This is a genomic window from Ruegeria sp. CF3 (assembly GCF_056537365.1).
This window is the reverse complement of the sequence record NZ_JBQFRK010000002.1, coordinates 493,201-511,997: the sequence shown is the minus strand read 5'-3', so window position 1 is coordinate 511,997 and position 18,797 is coordinate 493,201. Positions and strand designations below refer to the sequence as shown.

At 55.8% G+C, this 18,797-nt stretch carries 17 protein-coding genes; 6 read left to right on the top strand and 11 right to left on the bottom strand.

Going from position 1 to position 18,797, the window contains the following annotated elements; translation table 11 throughout:
- Nucleotide 1: 1 nt before the first annotated feature.
- The 3 genes from ACR0KC_RS10035 to ACR0KC_RS10025 form a co-directional block, all read right to left on the bottom strand.
- A complete protein-coding gene (locus ACR0KC_RS10035; RefSeq protein ID WP_170394442.1) occupies nt 2-850 on the bottom strand; it encodes a carbohydrate ABC transporter permease in 849 nt (282 codons plus the stop codon).
- Between the two features lies 1 nt (nt 851).
- Nucleotides 852-1,778 (bottom strand): carbohydrate ABC transporter permease, encoded by a 927-nt coding sequence (locus ACR0KC_RS10030; RefSeq protein ID WP_170394445.1) that lies wholly within the window; start codon nt 1,776-1,778, stop codon nt 852-854.
- Between the two features lie 94 nt (nt 1,779-1,872).
- Complete coding sequence (locus tag ACR0KC_RS10025) at nt 1,873-3,132, bottom strand: ABC transporter substrate-binding protein (RefSeq protein WP_170394448.1); 1,260 nt, start codon at nt 3,130-3,132, stop codon at nt 1,873-1,875.
- A 140-nt stretch (nt 3,133-3,272) separates the two neighbouring features.
- Here ACR0KC_RS10025 and ACR0KC_RS10020 point away from each other — a divergent pair, with 140 nt between their 5' ends.
- The 3 genes from ACR0KC_RS10020 to ACR0KC_RS10010 all read left to right on the top strand — a co-directional run bounded on the left by ACR0KC_RS10020 (nt 3,273) and on the right by ACR0KC_RS10010 (nt 6,208).
- Nucleotides 3,273-4,067, top strand: coding sequence for an IclR family transcriptional regulator (locus ACR0KC_RS10020; protein WP_480706226.1), 795 nt, complete (start codon nt 3,273-3,275; stop codon nt 4,065-4,067).
- Complete coding sequence (locus ACR0KC_RS10015; protein ID WP_480706224.1) at nt 4,064-5,122, top strand: ABC transporter ATP-binding protein; 1,059 nt, start codon at nt 4,064-4,066, stop codon at nt 5,120-5,122. Before ACR0KC_RS10020 ends, ACR0KC_RS10015 begins: the two co-directional genes overlap by 4 nt.
- Nucleotides 5,123-5,185: 63 nt before the next feature.
- Nucleotides 5,186-6,208, top strand: coding sequence for a trans-3-hydroxy-L-proline dehydratase (locus ACR0KC_RS10010; RefSeq protein WP_480706222.1), 1,023 nt, complete (start codon nt 5,186-5,188; stop codon nt 6,206-6,208).
- A 37-nt stretch (nt 6,209-6,245) separates the two neighbouring features.
- Here ACR0KC_RS10010 and ACR0KC_RS10005 read toward each other — a convergent pair whose 3' ends face one another.
- On the bottom strand, nt 6,246-6,827 hold the full coding sequence (locus ACR0KC_RS10005; protein ID WP_170509625.1) for a YceI family protein: 582 nt from the start codon (nt 6,825-6,827) through the stop codon (nt 6,246-6,248).
- A 98-nt stretch (nt 6,828-6,925) separates the two neighbouring features.
- On the opposite strand from ACR0KC_RS10005, the gene ACR0KC_RS10000 reads away from it, so the two are divergent.
- The 3 genes from ACR0KC_RS10000 to ACR0KC_RS09990 are packed head-to-tail and all read left to right on the top strand — an operon-like array spanning nt 6,926 to nt 9,323.
- The gene (locus tag ACR0KC_RS10000) at nt 6,926-7,450 is read left to right on the top strand and encodes an RNA polymerase sigma factor (protein WP_255612221.1); all 525 of its coding nucleotides are present in this window, start codon (nt 6,926-6,928) and stop codon (nt 7,448-7,450) included.
- Nucleotides 7,447-8,184 (top strand): anti-sigma factor, encoded by a 738-nt coding sequence (locus ACR0KC_RS09995; protein WP_480771795.1) that lies wholly within the window; start codon nt 7,447-7,449, stop codon nt 8,182-8,184. The genes ACR0KC_RS10000 and ACR0KC_RS09995 overlap by 4 nt, the downstream gene beginning before the upstream one ends.
- 59 nt (nt 8,185-8,243) lie before the next feature.
- Nucleotides 8,244-9,323 carry a helix-turn-helix domain-containing protein gene (locus ACR0KC_RS09990; RefSeq protein ID WP_480771794.1) on the top strand — a complete coding sequence of 360 codons (1,080 nt, stop codon included), beginning with the start codon at nt 8,244-8,246 and terminating at the stop codon, nt 9,321-9,323.
- 171 nt (nt 9,324-9,494) lie between these two features.
- Here the strand turns inward: ACR0KC_RS09990 and ACR0KC_RS09985 are convergent, their stop codons facing one another.
- The 7 genes from ACR0KC_RS09985 to ACR0KC_RS09955 all read right to left on the bottom strand — a co-directional run bounded on the left by ACR0KC_RS09985 (nt 9,495) and on the right by ACR0KC_RS09955 (nt 18,761).
- Nucleotides 9,495-10,571: a DUF2793 domain-containing protein gene (locus ACR0KC_RS09985; RefSeq protein ID WP_480771793.1), complete on the bottom strand. Its 1,077-nt coding sequence runs from the start codon at nt 10,569-10,571 to the stop codon at nt 9,495-9,497.
- Nucleotides 10,572-10,751: 180 nt separating this feature from the next.
- Nucleotides 10,752-12,188, bottom strand: coding sequence for a mannose-1-phosphate guanylyltransferase/mannose-6-phosphate isomerase (locus ACR0KC_RS09980; protein ID WP_480706214.1), 1,437 nt, complete (start codon nt 12,186-12,188; stop codon nt 10,752-10,754).
- Between the two features lie 71 nt (nt 12,189-12,259).
- Entirely contained in the window at nt 12,260-13,153 is an 894-nt protein-coding gene (galU, locus tag ACR0KC_RS09975) for a UTP--glucose-1-phosphate uridylyltransferase GalU (RefSeq protein ID WP_170394477.1), read from the bottom strand.
- Nucleotides 13,154-13,395: 242 nt separating this feature from the next.
- Nucleotides 13,396-15,201 carry an ABC transporter ATP-binding protein gene (locus ACR0KC_RS09970; RefSeq protein ID WP_480771792.1) on the bottom strand — a complete coding sequence of 602 codons (1,806 nt, stop codon included), beginning with the start codon at nt 15,199-15,201 and terminating at the stop codon, nt 13,396-13,398.
- Between the two features lies 1 nt (nt 15,202).
- The gene (locus ACR0KC_RS09965; RefSeq protein ID WP_170509646.1) at nt 15,203-16,132 is read right to left on the bottom strand and encodes an ABC transporter permease subunit; all 930 of its coding nucleotides are present in this window, start codon (nt 16,130-16,132) and stop codon (nt 15,203-15,205) included.
- A gap of 10 nt (nt 16,133-16,142) precedes the next feature.
- Nucleotides 16,143-17,066, bottom strand: coding sequence for an oligopeptide ABC transporter permease OppB (gene oppB / locus ACR0KC_RS09960; RefSeq protein ID WP_170422826.1), 924 nt, complete (start codon nt 17,064-17,066; stop codon nt 16,143-16,145).
- A gap of 66 nt (nt 17,067-17,132) precedes the next feature.
- Complete coding sequence (locus tag ACR0KC_RS09955; RefSeq protein WP_170407804.1) at nt 17,133-18,761, bottom strand: peptide ABC transporter substrate-binding protein; 1,629 nt, start codon at nt 18,759-18,761, stop codon at nt 17,133-17,135.
- Nucleotides 18,762-18,797 lie beyond the last annotated feature (36 nt).

The window sequence follows — 18,797 nt, the reverse complement described above, 5'->3', positions numbered from 1 at the left end:
GTTATTTTACGGCACCGAGGGTCAGGCCCGCGATGAAGTGTTTCTGCATCAGGAAGAACATGGCAACCGGCGGCAGGGCTGCCACTATAGAACCGGCACTCATCAACTGATAAGCAGCGCGAAATTGCGCGTTAAAGCTGGTGATCCCGGCTGTCACGGGCTGGCTTTCGGCCCCTTGGGTCAGGACAACAGCCCAGAAATAGTCGTTCCAGATGAAGGTGAAAATCAGGACACTGAGTGCGGCGATGGCCGGTTTCATCAGTGGTAGAACGACGTACCAGAAGATTCGCCATTCGCTAATGCCCTCGACCCGTGCGGCCTCGATCAGTTCGAATGGCAGGGCGCGGATGAAGTTGCGCATGAAGAGCGTGCAGAACCCGGTCTGGAAGGCGATGTGGAATAACACAAGCCCTGTTTTAGTGTTGTAAAGGCCCAACTCCAGCGTGAGATCGCGCACAGGGACCATCAGGATCTGGAAGGGTACGAAATTGCCCGCCACAAACATGAAGAAGATCCAGAGGTTCGATTTGAATTTGTAGATCCCCAGCGCGAAGCCTGTCATGCAACTGAGTGCAACGGCCCCGATTACCGTTGGTACGGTGATCAGGAACGAGTTCATCAAGTAACGTGGCATATCCGAATTGAAAAAGACCTGACCATAGTTGAACGCGCCCTCAAAACTGGACGGCATCCCCCAGTAATTCGCATTGGTGAAGTCTGCGGCAGGTTTGACCGAGAAAAGCGCGACCGCCAAAAGGGGCCCCAGCCATAGTAGCAGTGCCAGAGGCAACATCGCCTGATAGGTGATCTGCGCTGCGCGGGGTTGTTTTTCGATCGGTTTGGGAAACATCTCAGTGCCCCCTTTCTTCGCGGTACATCGACCACAGGAAGTAGGCGATGAAGCAGAGCATAATCAGGAACAGGATCACAGCGATAGCTGCGCCATATCCCATGCGGAAGCCGTATTCGGACAGCGCGACCTCGAACATGTAGTAGGCCAGCACGCGGGACGAGCCAAAAGGACCGCCCTGTGTCATGATTGAGATCAGGTCAAAGCTGCGCAGCGCGCCGATGATTGTCACAACGAATGCGATGAAGGTTGCCGGGCGCAGCTGCGGCAGAATAATGTGCCACAGCATTCGCCCACCTTTTGCGCCGTCCAGACGCCCGGCTTCGATCTGTTCGGGGTCGACCGCGTTCAGGCCGGTGAGGTAGAGGATCATGCAATAGGCCGTTTGTGGCCATAGACCTGCGAAGATGATGCCATAGGTTACGAAGCGCTCATCCCCCAGCACGTTCAGTGGACCGAGGCCAAAGAGGCTTAGGAATTCGTTTAGAAGGCCAAAGGTTGGATCGTAGAACCATGTGAATACTAGCCCAACGACGACCTGAGAGATGACGAAGGGAAAGAAGAACAAAGACTTGTAGAGGCGGATGCCCCAGACCGTCTGGTTCAGGAACAGTGCAATAAACAAGCCTGCAGGGATTGCGGCCAGATACAGGATCAGCCAGATCAGGTTGTTCTTGAGCGAGATGTAGAAAGCGTCGCGGTCCACCCATTCCCAATACAGATCTTCATAGTTGCGAAAGCCGACATATTCAGCTGCACCTAAACCGTCCCATTCATAAAGAGACAGATTGAAAGACTGAAAGACCGGGATGATCACATAGACCATGAAGAACAACAGACCCGGAGCCAAAAACAGCCAGGGCGCGATGCGCTGTTGGTTTCTGTGGAACCAGCTTTCTTGCTCGGGGGCGTCAACGGCAGCGGTCATGGGCATCTCGGATCTGGTGGGTGAAGGCGGGCTGAAGCCCGCCCTACTATTGTGCAAGGTGTAGGCCGGGCTTCAGCCCGACCCTGGACAAGATTTAGTTGTCGTAGATGCGCTCGCGCGCACGTTCCAGCTTGGCCAGAATCTTGTCAGCGTTGTCCGGCTTGACCATGAATTCCTGGAAGCCTTCCATCGACACTTTTGCCATTTCCGCTGGTGCGTCGCGGTCCCAGAACTGTGCAACACCGCCGGGGCTGTTAGACGATAGCATGACAAAGCCCTGCTGCAGGAACTTGTCGTCGTCCACTGCGGATTGCGCGTTCACAGGCAACTGGCCGAGGTTTGCACCGTTGTTGATTTCGGTCTGTTCGTCCGCAGAGACTGCGAAACGCAGGAACTCACGCGCGGCTTCCTTGTTCGAGGCATTGGCCGGGATATGGAACGTATCGGTCGGCGCGTCTTCGGCCAGTTCAACATCGGGGTTGATGGCGACAAACTGATAGAAGTCCAACTGATCGTCGGTCAGGCCTGCTTCACGCAGCGGAGCCACAGCGAAGTTACCCATCAGATAGGCGGCGGCCTCACCGTTGACCATAAAGGGCAGGGCTTCTTGCCAGCTATAGGTCTGGTGGTTGTCAATGAATGCGCCCATGTCGATCAGCTGTTTCCAGTTGGCGAAGGTCTGCTTAACCCGGTCGTCTTCCCAGCTGATCTCGCCATTTGCGAGTTGATTGTGGAAGTCGAACCCGTTGGTGCGCATGTTCAGGTAGTCAAACCAGCCACCTGCTGTCCACAGGAACTTGGTGCCGATGGTATAACAGGCGCGTCCGGAATCGACGATCTTCTGGCAATTGGCCAGTTCTTCTTCCCAAGTGGTCGGCTCGGTCAGACCCAGCTCATCAAAGATGTCTTTGCGGTAATAAACGCCCCATTGATAATAGGTGTACGGAACGCCCCACTGTTTGCCATCAATGGTCATCGCACCTTTGGTCGACGCCAGATTGTCGGCGATTTCAGGTTCAGCCCACAGGTCCGAGACGTCTTCGAAAAGACCCGCTTCAACATAAGGCTTCATCCGGTTGGCTGCATACCAGGTGGCAACGTCTGGCGTGTCAGCCGTCAGGAAGTTGCGAATCTGGGTCTTGTAGGCCTCACGGTCGATCACGGTGGTTTCGATTTCCAGACCGGGATGTTCGGCCGCGAATCGCTCGATCATCGCTTCCATCGTCGCGCGCGGCGCCGGGTTGGACGTATCGAGGAAGATTCGCAGCTCGCCGGTCAGCTCTGCCGCGACGGGCGCAGCAAGTGCCACACTGGCAGCCAAAGCAGCCGCTGTGCGCTTGAACATGGAATGCATAGTTTCCTCCCTTAAGCTTCCATATTGGTCTCAAATATTGAAACCTTGTTTTATATATTGAAAACTACACATCGACTCGGCTACTCTTGTCAAGACCCTCGTGCCCAAAGCCGAGGGAAAGTGGAGGAGAACAGGCACCCGTGGCAGGTGACGGAACAATAGGAAAAGCATGTGACGTGCTGGAACAAGTCGCGGCCTTCGAACGCCCGGTGCGGTTCGGGGAATTGCTGGAACGCAGTGAATTTCCCAAGGCGACGCTATACCGTTTTCTGCAGTCGCTAACCAATCAGGGCATGCTGCATTACGAACCGGAACGGCAGACTTATTCGCCAGGTATGCGATTGGTGCGACTGGCGCATTCGGCATGGACGCATAGCTCATTAGCTCCAATTGCGCGGCCTTTCCTGGACGCTCTCAGCGCCGAGACAGGGGAGACCGTGCACTTGGCGCAACTTGATTCCGGGCAGGTGCTTTATGTGGATAAGCGCAACGCGCAACGACCAATTGAGATGTATTCCGAGGCCGGCAAGGTCGGCCCGGCCTATTGCACAGGCGTTGGCAAAGCGATGATGGCCTATTTGGACGAGGCACAGTTGGAAAAGACGATCTCGCAACAAAGCTTTCATCGGTTCACTGACAAGACCTTGGCCTCGGATAAGGCATTGCGGGCTGATCTCGTTAAGATCCGCAGCCGTGGTTACGCAGTTGATGATGAAGAGCATGAGCCCGGCATCATCTGCATTGCCTGCCCGATTCTGACTGACGGGGGCCGCATGTTGGGGGCCCTATCGGTGACAGGATCGACTGGGCGAATGGATTTCGAGCAATTGCAATCTTGGGTGCCGCGCGTCCGGCGCGTCGCTGAACAGATCGGCACAGAAGCACAGGCGTGGCGGTTCCCCGAGGGCCAACAGAATAGGATGCAAGCAACATGACAGGTGTAACCCTGAAAGGCGCGATCAAACGGTATGGCCAGACGCAGGTCATTCACGGGATTGATCTGCAGATTGAAGATGGTGAGTTTTGCGTGTTCGTGGGCCCCTCGGGCTGCGGTAAGTCCACGCTGTTGAGGATGATCGCGGGTTTGGAAGAAACCTCGGACGGGGAAATCCATATCGGCGCACGTGAAGTCACGCATGTGGATCCTGCCAAACGCGGAGTGGCGATGGTTTTTCAAACCTATGCGCTCTATCCCCATATGACCGTGGCCGAGAACATGGGATTTGGTCTGCGGATGAACGGTGTTGCCAAGGCCGAGATCGATCAGAAGGTTCAGGAAGCGTCAAATATTCTGAAGCTCGACCAATATCTGAAACGCAAACCCAAAGCGTTGTCCGGCGGTCAGCGTCAGCGGGTCGCGATCGGGCGTGCCATTGTGCGCGGCCCCGAGGTGTTCCTGTTCGACGAACCGCTCTCGAATCTGGATGCAGAACTTCGCGTGGAAATGCGGGTTGAAATTGCGCGGCTTCATCAGGAAATCGGCGCGACGATGATCTATGTTACGCACGATCAGGTTGAGGCGATGACCATGGCCGACAAGATTGTGGTATTACGTGACGGTCGGATTGAGCAAGTGGGAGCCCCCATGGACCTGTATCGCGACCCCGACAATAAGTTCGTGGCGGGTTTCATCGGGTCTCCTGCAATGAACTTCCTTGAGTGCGATGTCGTGGACGGCATGGTGCGGCACCCAGCACTTACTGATGATGTCCCGGTCACCGAGAGCGTTCCCAAAGGAGCGACGAAAGTAACATTGGGTATTCGCCCCGAGCATATTCAGGTGGATCGAAACGGTGACACCTGCACAGTTGATCTGACCGAAGCGCTCGGTGGTGTTTCATATTCTTATCTGCTGACGCCAAATGGCGATAAGCTGATTGTGGAAGAACGGGAAGACCAACGCAGTACGAAGGGTGACCGCATCGGGCTTTCGGTTCGTCCTGAGCGTGCGATGCTGTTCGATCCCGAGACGGGTCAGCGGCTGCGATAAGGCTTGCCAGACCGGATCTGTTTTGCATGACTGCGCATTATCCATCGGCTTTCCGGAGGCTTTATGCGCAGTTCCAAAACCATCCATGTAATCTCGGCCCATGCTGAAGGCGAAGTGGGCGACGTTATCGTCGGTGGTGTCGCTCCGCCTCCGGGAGAGACGATATGGGACCAAAGGACCTTTATCGCTGAAGACCAGACATTGCGGGATTTCATGCTGAATGAACCTCGCGGCGGTGTCTTTCGCCATGTGAATCTGTTGGTTCCACCAAAAAAAACCGAGGCCGATGCAGCGTTCATCATCATGGAACCGGAAGACACGCCACCGATGTCAGGCTCCAACTCGATTTGTGTCTCAACGGTTCTGTTGGACAGTGGCATTCTTCCGATGCACGAGCCTGAAACCCATCTGACATTGGAAGCCCCAGGAGGGTTGATCCGCGTCCGCGCCGAATGCCGAAATGGCAAGGCCGAACGTATCTTTGTGCATAATGTGCCAAGTTTCGTCGACAAGCTGGATGCCCGGATCGAGGTTGAGGGCATCGGGACGTTGCGCGTGGATACCGCGTTTGGTGGCGACAGTTTTGCAATTGTCCATGCCGCCGATTTGGGTTTCGAGCTAACCCCTGATGAAGGAGCTGATCTTGCAAGGACTGGCGCGCGTATCACCGATGCCGCCAATGAGCAGCTAGGCTTCGATCACCCCACTAAAGACTGGAGTCACATTTCGTTTTGCCAGATTGCAGGCCCGCTCGATCGTCAGGGCGATATTCTCATCGGACGAAATACTGTCGCCATCAAACCGGGTAAGCTGGATCGTTCACCTTGTGGCACCGGTGCTTCAGCCCGGATGGCGGTTTTGCTGGCCAAGGGAGAAATGACGATGACCGATCGCTACCACGCGCGTTCAGTCATCAACAGTGAATTTCGCTGCCGTATCGTAGAGCGGCATGATCTGAACGGCCGCGTGGCGATCACCCCGGAAATCTCGGGGCGAGGCTGGATTACGGGTACGCACCAGCACATGCTCGACCCCGATGACCCATGGCCTGGCGGCTATCGCCTAAGCGACACTTGGGGGGCATAAGCCGGGGCCAAATTCGACCCCGTACTTTTCTTAGGTTTCAGCCTTCGAGACTGAACATCAATCGTGCGGTCACCGGTACGGTGCGGGTGATGCTGGGTAGTTGTGCCAACTCCATCAGCTTGTCTACGCCTGCCGAAACGCCCGCATCCTCGGTGCTGATGAACACCATGTCGTTGGTTGAAACCATGACGGCATCTTCGGCCACACGCAGGACAAACATATCGGTGTAGAATTCCACCTCGGTCCCCGCCAGAGCCAGCTTCGCATCCACCTCAATCGTATTACTGGCACCCACATCCAGCTTCGACACTTGGTCCATATCAATATTCGCGCTCAAGGTTGCGGTCGCGGCTTTGCGAAACACATACTCGATCATCCGTTCGTTACGGATGTCGATATTCGTTTCGACCGACGACAGATCGATATCGATACTAACCTTGCCATCTTCGCTGACATGACCCGAAAGGTTGGTGAAAGAATTGACCTCTCCAACATCATCGATCTTGACCGTTCCATAAGCCAGATGAGACGCATCCGGGTTTAGTGTCCAATCTGCAGCCAGACCCGGGCCTGCAATAATAGCCGACGCAATCGTGATTGTTTTGAACAGAAGTTTCATTTCTTTCCTCCAGGATCTATGACAGTTCTGACCAAGCGGGCCCGGTCCCATGTCAAAGCAAACACACACAGGTCGCGTTTTATTCGATGAGTGTTGAGATGAGCACCGAACAAGCCGTGCGCGGCGCAATCCAGACCCACTCGAAACGGGTCTGGCGGTTTGGGCTGGCTTTGTCGGGTGCGTCGGACGTTGCGGATGATCTGTTGCAGGCGACGGCATTGCGTGCGTTGGAGAAGCACCACCAGGTCACCTCGTATGAACGGCTGGACAGTTGGCTGATGACGATCTGCCGTTCAATCTGGCTGAACGAGATACGGGCGCGATCCGTAAGAAAGGCGCAGGCGCTTTCAGTCACGCCCGAGGCGGAATTAGTCGCGACAGGGCCTGATTCAGAAACGAATATTTTCGCCGCTCAGGTGTTTACTCAAGTGATGCAGCTGCCAGAGGCGCAACGTGAAACGGTGATGCTTGTGTTTGTCGAAGGCTACAGCTACCGCGAAGCTGCGGATATGCTGGACGTACCCATCGGCACAATCATGAGCCGGCTTTCCAATGCCCGGCAGAAACTGAAAACCGTTATGCAGCACGATGCGGCTGACACCGTGCAACGGAGTGGCAAATGAAGTTTTCCGACGAAACACTTCTGGCCTATCTGGAAGGCAGCCTCGATGAGGCCGAAGCCCGCGCCATCGAAGACGCGGTGGCCGAGGATTCTGCACTCGAACACCGTCTCATGGCGCTCGACCCATTTGCCCAGGTTGTGCAGCAGGCTTTTGAAGGCATTCCAACTGAGGCGCCTTCGATCGATCTGCCCATTCCGAGCGCTCAACAATCCAATGCCGGACCGCTCCGTTTGCTGGCGGTCGCAGCCTCAGTTGCTGTTATTGCTGCGTCTGCAACATTCTGGGCCACGCGACCACAGGCATTGGGCTGGGCGGAGCAGGCTGCGATCTATCAATCGCTTTATTCACCGGACACGATTGCCGATCTGGACAATTCTCAGCAAACGCTGGACGCGCAGTTTGTTCAGGCCGAGGCTCAGTTGGGTCGTTCACTGAACCGGGACGTGTTGGAAAATCTGCCGGGCCTTGATCTGAAACGAGCTCAGGTGCTGTCGTTCAAAGGTAAACCTTTGGTGCAGGTAGTCTTTGCTGACGCCCAGGGTAATCCGGTGGCGTTTTGTGTGATCCGGCAAGGCGCGGGAGCACCGGTCAAGGATGTGAACTTTGCGGTGCTCAGTGGTCTTGCGACAGCGACATGGGCGAATGATGGCTACGGCTATATGCTATTGGGTGGAGATGCGCAAACAGACCTGAGTGGAGAACTAAGTGTTTTGACCGAGGCGTTCTCAGGCTGAGCGACAAGAATCCGCAAAACCACTTGTGAACCGCGGTAATTGCCCGAAGAATACCCGACATGAAGCCGAACCCTCAGATACCGGACCCGGATGATGAGGCCTTGGAAGAAGGGCCGCGCAGCATCTATGACACCGATCCGCCGGAAGACGACGATTTGTGGTTCCTTCCGCCCGACGACGAAGAAGACCCGGGAGAATTTCTGCCCTCTGTACCGAGACCGGACCAGCGTTTGCTGTTTGACCCAAGAGACTGGCGTGCGGCCCAATCCGAGTTATCGGCTGAACTGGCCGATCTGGCCGTCACATTTGGAGCTCTGGATGAACGTTTGCGCGCGGGTCCCAAGGGGTGGGGTCACCGTCTGGCCCTGATGGAGGTCTCGGATCTGGGCTGGTGGACGGGCGACCGGATCAGCGTCGACCGCCTTGCGCTTTGGACCGGTTTGCGGATCGGAGCAACCGGTGATGATGTGCAGGCTTTGTATCGGGCGGGATGGGCAGTGAGGCGGCTGTCGTCGGGTGCTGCGCCATCAGAGGGCGGCTGGGATGCGGGGCTGACCGCTTTTCTAGACCGTCAGGCCCAAGGTTTCGAAGATACACCCGAAGCAGTGATTGATCTGGCGGAAACCATGCGAAATGTCGCCGGTTTGCACCCGGTTACCCAGGCCGCCATCGGATTTCACGCGTGGCGCGCGTTGTCTCCTGGCATCGGACAGGATACCGAGGCCGCGGTCATCGCGGCCCGTCATGCCTCCGCGATGGGTCGAGGTGGCGCATTGTTCATGCCGCTTTCTCTGTCGGGCCCAGGTGCATTGCGGGGGGCAGGATCGTTGGACGAGAAACTTTCGGCCTGGATTCAGGGGGCAGGTCAGGCCTCACTTGCGGCTTTGCTGCATTTGGACCGGATCAGCGCTTGGGAAGAGCGCGCCCGCGACGCCATTTCGGACCTAAGCGGTCGAACCCCACCCGTGCTGATTGATGCATTAACGGCTTGGCCGATGGTTTCCGCCCCGCTGGCCGAAGAACTGACCCATGCCTCGCGTGCAGCGGCACAGCGAAATCTGGACAAATTCAGCGATAGGGGGCTGATCCGCGAAGTAACCGGGCAGGGTCGATATCGCGTATGGACGGCGGCCTTGTAACTGGCATTGATCTGTCGCTTTCACAAAGAGTGAAATGATAGGGTTGTTAGCTGGGTTCCTGGTATCGATCTTGGTACAGGATAAGACAGATCTTTGCGTGTTGTCTGGATCGGTCAGAAACCAATTTGCAAGAACGATAACCGTCCGGGCGATGGCCCGAACGGTCTTTATTCAGTACCAACGGCCGACTGCGATCACTGTTGGCGCTATACTAGTAGCGTCCAAGGATGGAGCCATCACCTGATACGTCGCTTGAGTTTCTGAAGGTGCGTCAAACCCCATAAATCGGCCAATACCGCCGCCGTTCCCGCTGAGAGCGGGAGAACTGCTGTCAGCAAAGGCAATAGGGAAATCCCAATTGGCGGTGCCGCTGGCGAACATACTACCAGTTGCGGTCGTGCAGGCCACAGCACTTAGAACGGCGGTGCAAATCTGGGTTCCGTCAGCAAAGCGCGTGTAGTCACCATTTGCATTGCTGCCCCTCTCGATCACCGCTCCGCTGGGTACGCCGCTGCTTTCGGATACGGTGCCCAGCACATTGCCCGGTCCGTACCCGTAATCTGCCCGCATCAGGCGACCCGAGGTGGTGTCATCGGCGCTGCCTTGCACAGCCGCTCCGCTGGCTGTTCCGGTTGTGGCGTCAAACCGCAAAGCATCGACCCAGCTTCCGCCATCCTGCGAGACCTTGATTGAAAAATTTGTATCGCCGGATAGGCCCATTTCGGCATGGCCGGTCCAGTTCGATTGAAACAGCAGCGAGGCAGTATCACCGGCACCAGCCTTGTTGATCTTGAGTTGGTGGCCAGCGCCCTCATGCGTCAACAAGGTGGCAGGGCTACGTACGGCCAGTCGGTTTGTGCTGTCTGATCCGGTTGCGATGCCGATCCCGGAAAGGTTCTGTGTATTGACCGGCGGGTCGATCCACGCCGACCCGTCCCAGACTTTCAACAGCCCTGCATTTTGATCCCAAGCCCGCCAGCCCATGTCGGGCGTCAAGAAATGCCACCCGTTGTCCAACCAAGCCGCCAGTTTTCCATCCTGTCCGGACCATGCCCCGGTCGGAGACGTGCCCAATGCATAGGTTTCACCCTGATCAGGAGCAGCTGGTGGGATCGTCGCGTTAACGGACGCAACGCTTAGCTGCACCACCAGATCTAGCGCACGCAGCGCTTCGTTATGGGTCACATGTTTTTGGGCCTGCGCGGGTTGCAGATAGGGCAGATTTAGACGGGGAGAGTTCTGTGGCATGGGCATCCTCCAGTGGTGTCGGTCCGATGATGATTGCGCGCCACACTGCCGTGATGTGCGTAAATCCCGCCTGACCCAGCCGAACGCCCAGGTTTCGAATTTTTAAGATTTGGTCTCAGAAATATGGAGACATCTGCCTTGCAGATGCCCCAAACCTGGATCAGTTCTTGAAATCAGATCTCAGTCACGCGCGTAGACATCTTCGTAGCGAATAATGTCATCTTCACCCAAATAGGTCCCGGTCTGCACCTCGATAAGAACCATTGGCACTTTGCCTGGGTTTACCATCCGGTGCACGGCCCCGAGCGGCACATAGACGGATTCATTCTCAGACACGAGCTGTACCTTGTCGTCAATAGTCACCTCGGCGGTGCCTTCCACGACAATCCAATGCTCGGACCGATGGTGATGCGATTGCAAGCTCAGCGAAGCGCCGGGATGGACGTGAATGCGTTTGACCTGAAACCGATCGCCGATGACAAGGCTTTCGAACCATCCCCAGGGGCGATGATCAACGGGCAATGCTTCCGCCTGCTTGGCGCCTTTTGCCTTCAATGCTGCGACGGCCTGCTTGACGTCTTGCGCCCGGTCCATGCTGGCGACCAAAACCGCGTCAGGCATAGCCACGGTGATTACGTTCTCTAACCCCATTGCAACAACTTCTTGCGCGGGCGATTCAGAACGCACCAGCACGTTGCGACAATCTATGGCGGTCACTTCGCCGGCAGTTGCAACGCCGTCCGTATCGGGGTTGCTCAGCTCTTGTACGGCAGACCAGCTGCCCACGTCTGACCACCCGGCGGCATAAGGGACAACGCTGAGATTGTCGGCCTTCTCCATAACCGCATAGTCGATAGAGATGTCCTGAACTGTCGCCCAGGCCTCGGGATCTAACCGCAGGAAGCCCAGATCACACTGCGCCTGTTCAACCGCCTTCTTAACGGGCGTTATTAGATCATGTGCATGCTGGCTGAACGCCTCAAGGATATCTCGGACCGCGAACAAAAAGATGCCCGAGTTCCAAAGATAACTCCCTTCAGCCACCATAGCCTTGGCGTTTTCAAGATCGGGTTTTTCAACGAACCGGTCAAGTTGCACAGAAGCGCCTGACGAGTCCGGTGCTTGGGCGAGCTTAAGGTAGCCATACCCGGTTTCGGGTCGGTCGGGTGTGATCCCAAACGTCACCAGATCTCCACGCTCGGCTATTGTGCGGACCCCTTCGGCGACGGCCGCATGAAAGGCCGCACTGTCTGGAATGACGTGATCCGACGCGGCTACCAGCATCATCCCGTCGGGATCAATGGATGAAAGGTGCAGGGCAGCTGCCAGCACCGCAGGTGCGGTATTGCGTCCTTCGGGTTCGATCAAGATCGGACCCGGATCGATCCCTATGGCCATCAACTGTTCAGGGACGACAAAGCGGAAAGCCTCGTTGGTCAGGATCAGAGGTTTGGCGTAAGGCGTGTCGGTCGGGCCTTTCAACCGCTCGGCACATTGCTGCAGCAGGCTGGTTTCACCAATCAGCGGAACAAACTGTTTGGGGTAGCTTTTACGCGACAATGGCCAAAGCCGAGCACCTGACCCGCCACATAGAATTACAGGATAGACTGTGCTCATAATGTCTGCCCCTTCTGAACCATAAAGCTTAAATTACTGAATTGAATACAGAATGGCTGACACGGCTAGGCCTACTGCGCGGCCCGATCAGAGGCCACGACTTCATGCAGATATTGGTTCAGGTCGTCGCGCAGATCATCGCGAGCCAATGCGAACGAGACCGTTGCCTGCAGAAAGCCAGCCTTTGAACCACAATCGAACCGCTGTCCGTCAAACTTGTAGCCAAAGACAGGGACACCATTGCCAATATCCTCAGCAATTGCGTCGGTCAGTTGGATTTCGCCGCCACTTCCCTTCTTTTTCTGGTTCAGATTGTACAGAACCGAAGGACCTAAGATGTAACGACCGATCACCGCAAGATTGGATGGCGCGTCCTCTGGTCTCGGTTTTTCCACCATTCCTTTGGCACGGACAACCGTTCCAACATTCTGGCCGGTATCCAGAATACCGTAGGAGCTGGTTTTTTCGTTGGGAACTTCCATCGCGGCGACCATGTTGCCGCCGGTTTCCTCATAGGCTTCGACCATCTGCTGTAGGCAGGGTTTGTCGGCGGCAATCACATCGTCGGGCAGCATCACGGCAAAGGGTTCATCCCCGATCAGTCGACGGGCGCACCAGACCGCATGCCCCAATCCCAAAGCCTTGTGTTGACGGATATAGGCAATCGCTCCGCTTTCCATATTGGTTGCGTTCAAGACTTCAAGCAGTTCGTCTTTGCCCTTAGACTTGAGGTCCTGCTCCAGCACGAGATTGTGATCGAAATAGTCCTCAAGTGCTGATTTTCCGCGCGATGTCACGAAGATGAATTCAGTGATCCCGGCCGCACGCGCTTCGTCGATGGCATATTGGACCAGCGGACGATCAACCAATGTCATGATTTCCTTTGGCACCGACTTTGTCGCCGGAAGAAACCGAGTGCCCATTCCCGCTACGGGAAATATCGCCTTGGTGACTTTGCGTACCATATTACCTCACTAATTCTATATATTGCCGACGACTCTCGGTGATGCCGGAGCCCCCACATATAATCTAAAATCCTACCAATCAATCACACCCGGCTGGTCTGCTACGGGTTCGCTGGAATCTGCCATTAACTTAAGGGCAGAGTCAAAACGAAACACGACCGAAAGCGGGATCACCGAACCAATCCACTAATCACTTGTTCTATGAAGTTTAAAACGCGCCCCTTAGATCGGGGCGCGTAAGATTATGCATTGGCCATAATCGCCTCAAGCGGATCGTGTTCGGCGACGAAGTGATCCGGGGCAATCTCACTGAGTTGAGGTACATAGTCGGTCTCACCCATAGACAATCTGCTGGGCAAAAAGCGCAAAGCTGCTTTCGGATCCATGGGAGAAGGCAATTCTCCCGGTAGTTTAAGCCTTTGGCGGCTGCGCTCGACATCCGGATCAGGGATCGGAACCGCCGAAATCAGGGACTGAGTGTAAGGATGTTTCGGTTCGGAACAGATCACTTCACCATCGCCCAATTCAACGATGCGGCCCAGATATAGAACCATGATCCGGTTCGAAACCGCGCGTACCACAGACAAATCGTGGCTGATGAAGATCATCGATAGGCCAAACTCTTGTTGCAGTTCACGCAACAATCCTACGATCTGGGCTTGAATGGACACATCCAGCGCAGAAACTGCCTCGTCACAGATAATCAGTTTTGGTTTGTTGATCATGGCACGCGCGATTCCAACACGCTGGTTTTGCCCCCCGGACAGCTCGTGCGGATACCGGTTGATCATGTTGGCCTTCAAGCCAACACGCTCCATCATCTCTGCGACCAGCTCTTTGCGTTCCCGCTCGGTCAGATCCGGGCGATAGGTTTTCAGCGGTTCTGCGATCGAGGCCGAGATCGTCATCCGTGGATCAAGGCTCGCCAGCGGGTCCTGAAACACGATCTGCAGGTCCTTGCGGTACTTGTTCAACTCGGCCCGTTTCAGCCCGACGATCGGATGCCCCAGCCAGCTGACATTGCCCGCGCTGGGTTCGATCAGTTGCAGCACAGCCCGGGCCAGCGTGGATTTGCCACAGCCGGATTCTCCAACAACACCTAGGGTCTCGCCCTTTCGGATGTCGAAACTCACGCCATCAACGGCTTTCAGCGGTACCTTGTGCCCAAAAAGACCTCCCGAGACATGGATGGGGAAATGAACCTTGACGTCATCCACTTTCAGTAGCGGTTCTCCCGTCTGCGTAAGAGCTTTCGGAGCATCGCCCGCATCAATTCGCGGCATAGCCTCAAGTAGCGTTCGGGTATAATCATGCTGAGGAGAACGAAAGACTTCGCGCGTGTCACCGGCCTCCACAAACTCACCCATACGCATGACTTGAATATTGTCGCACATGCGCGCAACAACACCCATGTCATGGGTGATCAGAGCTATGGCCGTACCTTCATCCTTTTGCAACCGTACCATCAGGTCCAAAATGTCGGCCTGAACGGTCACATCCAACGCAGTAGTCGGCTCATCCGCGATCAAAAGTTTGGGATTACACAGCATCGACATGGCGATCATCACACGCTGACGCATGCCACCAGACAATTCATGTGGATATTGATCCAGCCGCCGTTTCGCTTCAGGGATGCGAACGCGATTCAGCCAGTCAAGGCAACGTTGGCGGGCAGCCGAGCCTTGCAAACCTTCGTGAACCTGTAGCACTTCGCGCATCTGCTGGCCGACCCGCAGATGTGGGGTCAGGGCGGTCAGCGGATCCTGAAAAATCATGCCGACGTCTGAGCCACGAATCTTGTTGATTTTGTTCACAGGTAGATTCAGGATCTCCCGACCATTCAGCAAAGCAGAACCAGACGCATGGCCAGCGGAGGGCAACAGCCCCATCGCTGCCATGAACGTCTGGCTTTTGCCCGAGCCACTTTCGCCGACGATGCCCAGACATTCGCCGGGATTGATGTCGAAACTGATGCCTTTTACAGCTTCAACCACGCCGTCAGGTGTATCAAATCGGACGCTCAGGTCCTTCACGGAAAACAGACTCATATCAGCGATCCTTCGGGTCCAGAGCGTCGCGCAGGCCGTCACCGATGAAGAACATGGTGATGATGATGGCGACATAAAAAGTAAGTGGGAACATCAGCTGCCAGAGCGTACCATACGCCATGGTGCCAGCCCCTTCGGCGATCAGGCGGCCCAACGATGTGTAGGGTTCTGAGATTCCGAGGCCGAGGAACGAGATGAAGCTTTCCGTCAGGATCATCTCGGGCACCAGTAACGAAGCGTACACGATCACAACGCCCAACAGGTTGGGCAGAATGTGACGGTACATGATGGTAAATTCGCTGACACCGGCGGCGCGCGCGGCTTCGATAAACTCGCGGTTCTTGAGGGTCAGGGTTTGCCCCCGGACAATCCGCGCCATCGTCAGCCAACCGACCGCGCCCAATGCGATGAACAGCATAAAGAAGGACCGTCCCGCCACGACTAGCAGCAGAATGATGATCAGTGTTGCCGGAATTGCAAGCAGGATATCCACGAACCGCATCATGGCGCTGTCGGTGCGCCCGCCGATATATCCGGCGGTGATGCCATAGCAGGTGCCGACGATCAGAGCGGTCGCGGCCCCGATCAAACCGACCAGCAGCGATGTGGTGGTGGCCTGAATGACGCGGCTGTATAGGTCGCGCCCCAAATCATCGACGCCAAAATAGTGTCCGGTTTCCATGGACGGCATACCCATGCCGCGCACGTCCCCCATGACGTTCCAGTCGATCTCTTCATTGTTCCAGACTGCGAAGTAAGGGCCAACAATCGTGAACAACACGATCAGACCCAGAATGAAAACGCTGGCCATAGCGGCCTTGTTGCGGACAAAACGTATCCGTGCGTCCTGCCAAAGCGAGCGCCCCTGAATGACCGTGTAATCAGTGATTTCCTCGGCCAGATGGGCGGCTTTTTGTGATTTTCCAAGCATTGCCTGCCCCTCAGTATCGGATTTTTGGATCGAACCAGGCATAAGCCAGGTCGGTCAGAAGGTTCACAACCACGGTCAACGCGCCGTAAAGAATGGTGACCCCTAGCAGCACAGCATAGTCGCGAGACAAAGCCGAGCCGACATAGGCCTGCCCCAGACCACCGGTTGAGAAATAGATGTCGACAAAAACCGAACCGGTCAGAACGTAGACAAAAACCGGCCCGAGGTACGAGACAACGGGAAGCAATGTCGGCTTAAGCGCATGGCGCCAGATCACGGTTCTTGTCGGCAATCCCTTGGCCCGTGCAGTTCGAATGAAGTTCGAGTTCAGAACCTCCAGCATCGATGAACGCGTAATCCTTGCGATCGATCCCATGTAGGAGGTCGCCAACGCAATCACCGGCATCACCAGATACTGCCATTGACCGCCATGCCAGCCGCCACCCGGCAGCCACCCCAGCCACAGGGTAAAGGTCAGGATCAGGATCGGCCCCATGATGAAGTTAGGAAGCGCCTGAGCGGCGATACCCAGACCCACCGCAAAGTAGTCAATCCAGCTATTGTGTTTGATTGCAGCGGCAATTCCCAGCGCGACGCCAACGGATGTTGCCACCAGAAAGGACAACGAACCATAGGTTAGCGAAATCGGGAAACCCTGCGCGATGATGTCGTTCACATCCCGATCCTTGAATTTGAAGGACGGTCCGAAATCAAAATGCACCACGATGTTGTACAGATAGTCCCAAAGCTGTTTCCACAGCGGTTGGTCCAATCCATAACGCGCCTCGATATTGGCCAGAACCTGCGGCGGCAATGGCCGTTCCGAGGTGAATGGCCCGCCAGGCGCGATGTGCATGAGGAAAAAGCAGGCGACGATCAATAACAGGATCGTCGGAATAGCGACCAGCAGCCGCTTTAAACTGTAGGCAAGCATTTCATGCCCCCGTGTTTATTGGCCCTGCCCCGGATGTCTCCGGGGCAGGGCGTGGTTCAAAGACGATTATTCAGCGAGCTTGTAGAGGTTTTTCGAGTACCAGTTCTGCTCGACGTTGTTCACCGGCCAGTTGCCTACATCGCTGTCCATCATATAGACGCCTGCGTAGTGATAGATCGGGATCACAGGCGTTTCTTGGGCGATGATGCGTTCAACTTCGGTGTAAAGCGGAGCCGGATCGTCCGAGGTTTTGGCCTCGGCCAGCAGCTCATCAACGCGCGCGTTGGCATATTTGCCGTCATTATAGCCCGAGTCCGACTGCAGTAGGTCCAGGAAGGTTGACGCCTCGTTGTAGTCTCCGCACCAAGCACCACGTGCCAGCTCAAAGTTTTGGTTGCCGCGCTCCTCGAGGAAGACTTTCCACTCCATATTTGCCAGTTCGGCGTTCACGCCAAGCTTCTGCTTCCACATCTGGCTCAGCGCAACGGCGACCTTCTTGTGGTTTTCCGCGGTGTTATAAACCATCTGGAAGCTCAGAGGGTTGTCAGGCCCATAACCTGCTTCTGCTAGAAGCTCCTTCGCCAACTCGTCGCGTTCGGCTTGGGACATGGATGCCATTTCAACGGCCGGTACGGTGAAGCCTGCGGTTGCTTCGGGGGCGAAAGTGTAGGCTTCGGGCTGACCGCCTGCCATCACTTTTTCGGTGATAATCGCACGATCAACGGCCAGTGACAGGGCTTGGCGGACGTTCGGGTCCTTGAAAGCCTCGGGGCCACCATCAGATAGGTTGAAGGTGTAATAATAGTTGCACAGGCGTGGGAAGCTGATGGCTTCTACAGGGTGCTCTTCCTTCAGACGTGGGTACTGGCCGGCTGGAATTTCGGTGCGGTCCAGTTCGCCAGCCAAATAGCGGGTCAGGGCGACGTTTTCATCATTGATGACCAGCGCCACGACCTTGTCGATGATGGTGTTATCGTTGTCCCAATAGGCGGTGTTGCGTTCACGTACCGAGCGTTCCTGCGGCAGGTGCTCGGTCAGAACATAAGCGCCGTTCGAGACGATGTTTTCCGGTTTGGTCCAGGCGTCACCAAATTCTTCGATCACTTTCTGCGGTGCCGGGAAGGTTGTCGAATGTGTGGTCATCTGCGGGAAATAGGGCAGGGGGGCGCTCAGGCGGACTTCCAGCGTTTTGTCGTCGATGGCTTTGACACCCAACTCATCTACCGGTTTTTCGCCCGCGATGATCTCGGCAGCGTTTTCGATCGACATCAGTTCCATGAACCAAGCATAGGGCGACGACAGTTCGGGATCGACGGCGCGCTTCCAGGCATACACAAAGTCACCTGCGGTCACCGGATCACCATTCGACCACTTCGCTTCATCGCGCAGGGTAAAGGTGTAAACGTCCTTGGTATCGTTGACCGAGAATTCGGTGGCGACACCAGGAACCAGGTTACCGTCCTCATCCTGATTCATCAGGCCTTCAAACAGATCGCGAACAATTTCTGCACCCGACACATCTTCTACGACTTGCGGGTCGACCGAGCTGTGTTCATCGAGAATCCGATAGGTGAAGGTCTGATCGTCGGCCAGGGCTTCTCCGGTTTCGGGATGTGTACCGGCAGCAATTGCAGCACCGGTAATGATGGTCGAGGACAACAGTCCTGCCAAAGAGGTTCTGATTATTTTGTTCATGTGTTTACTCCCATTTAGTATGGTTTCGAACGTCCA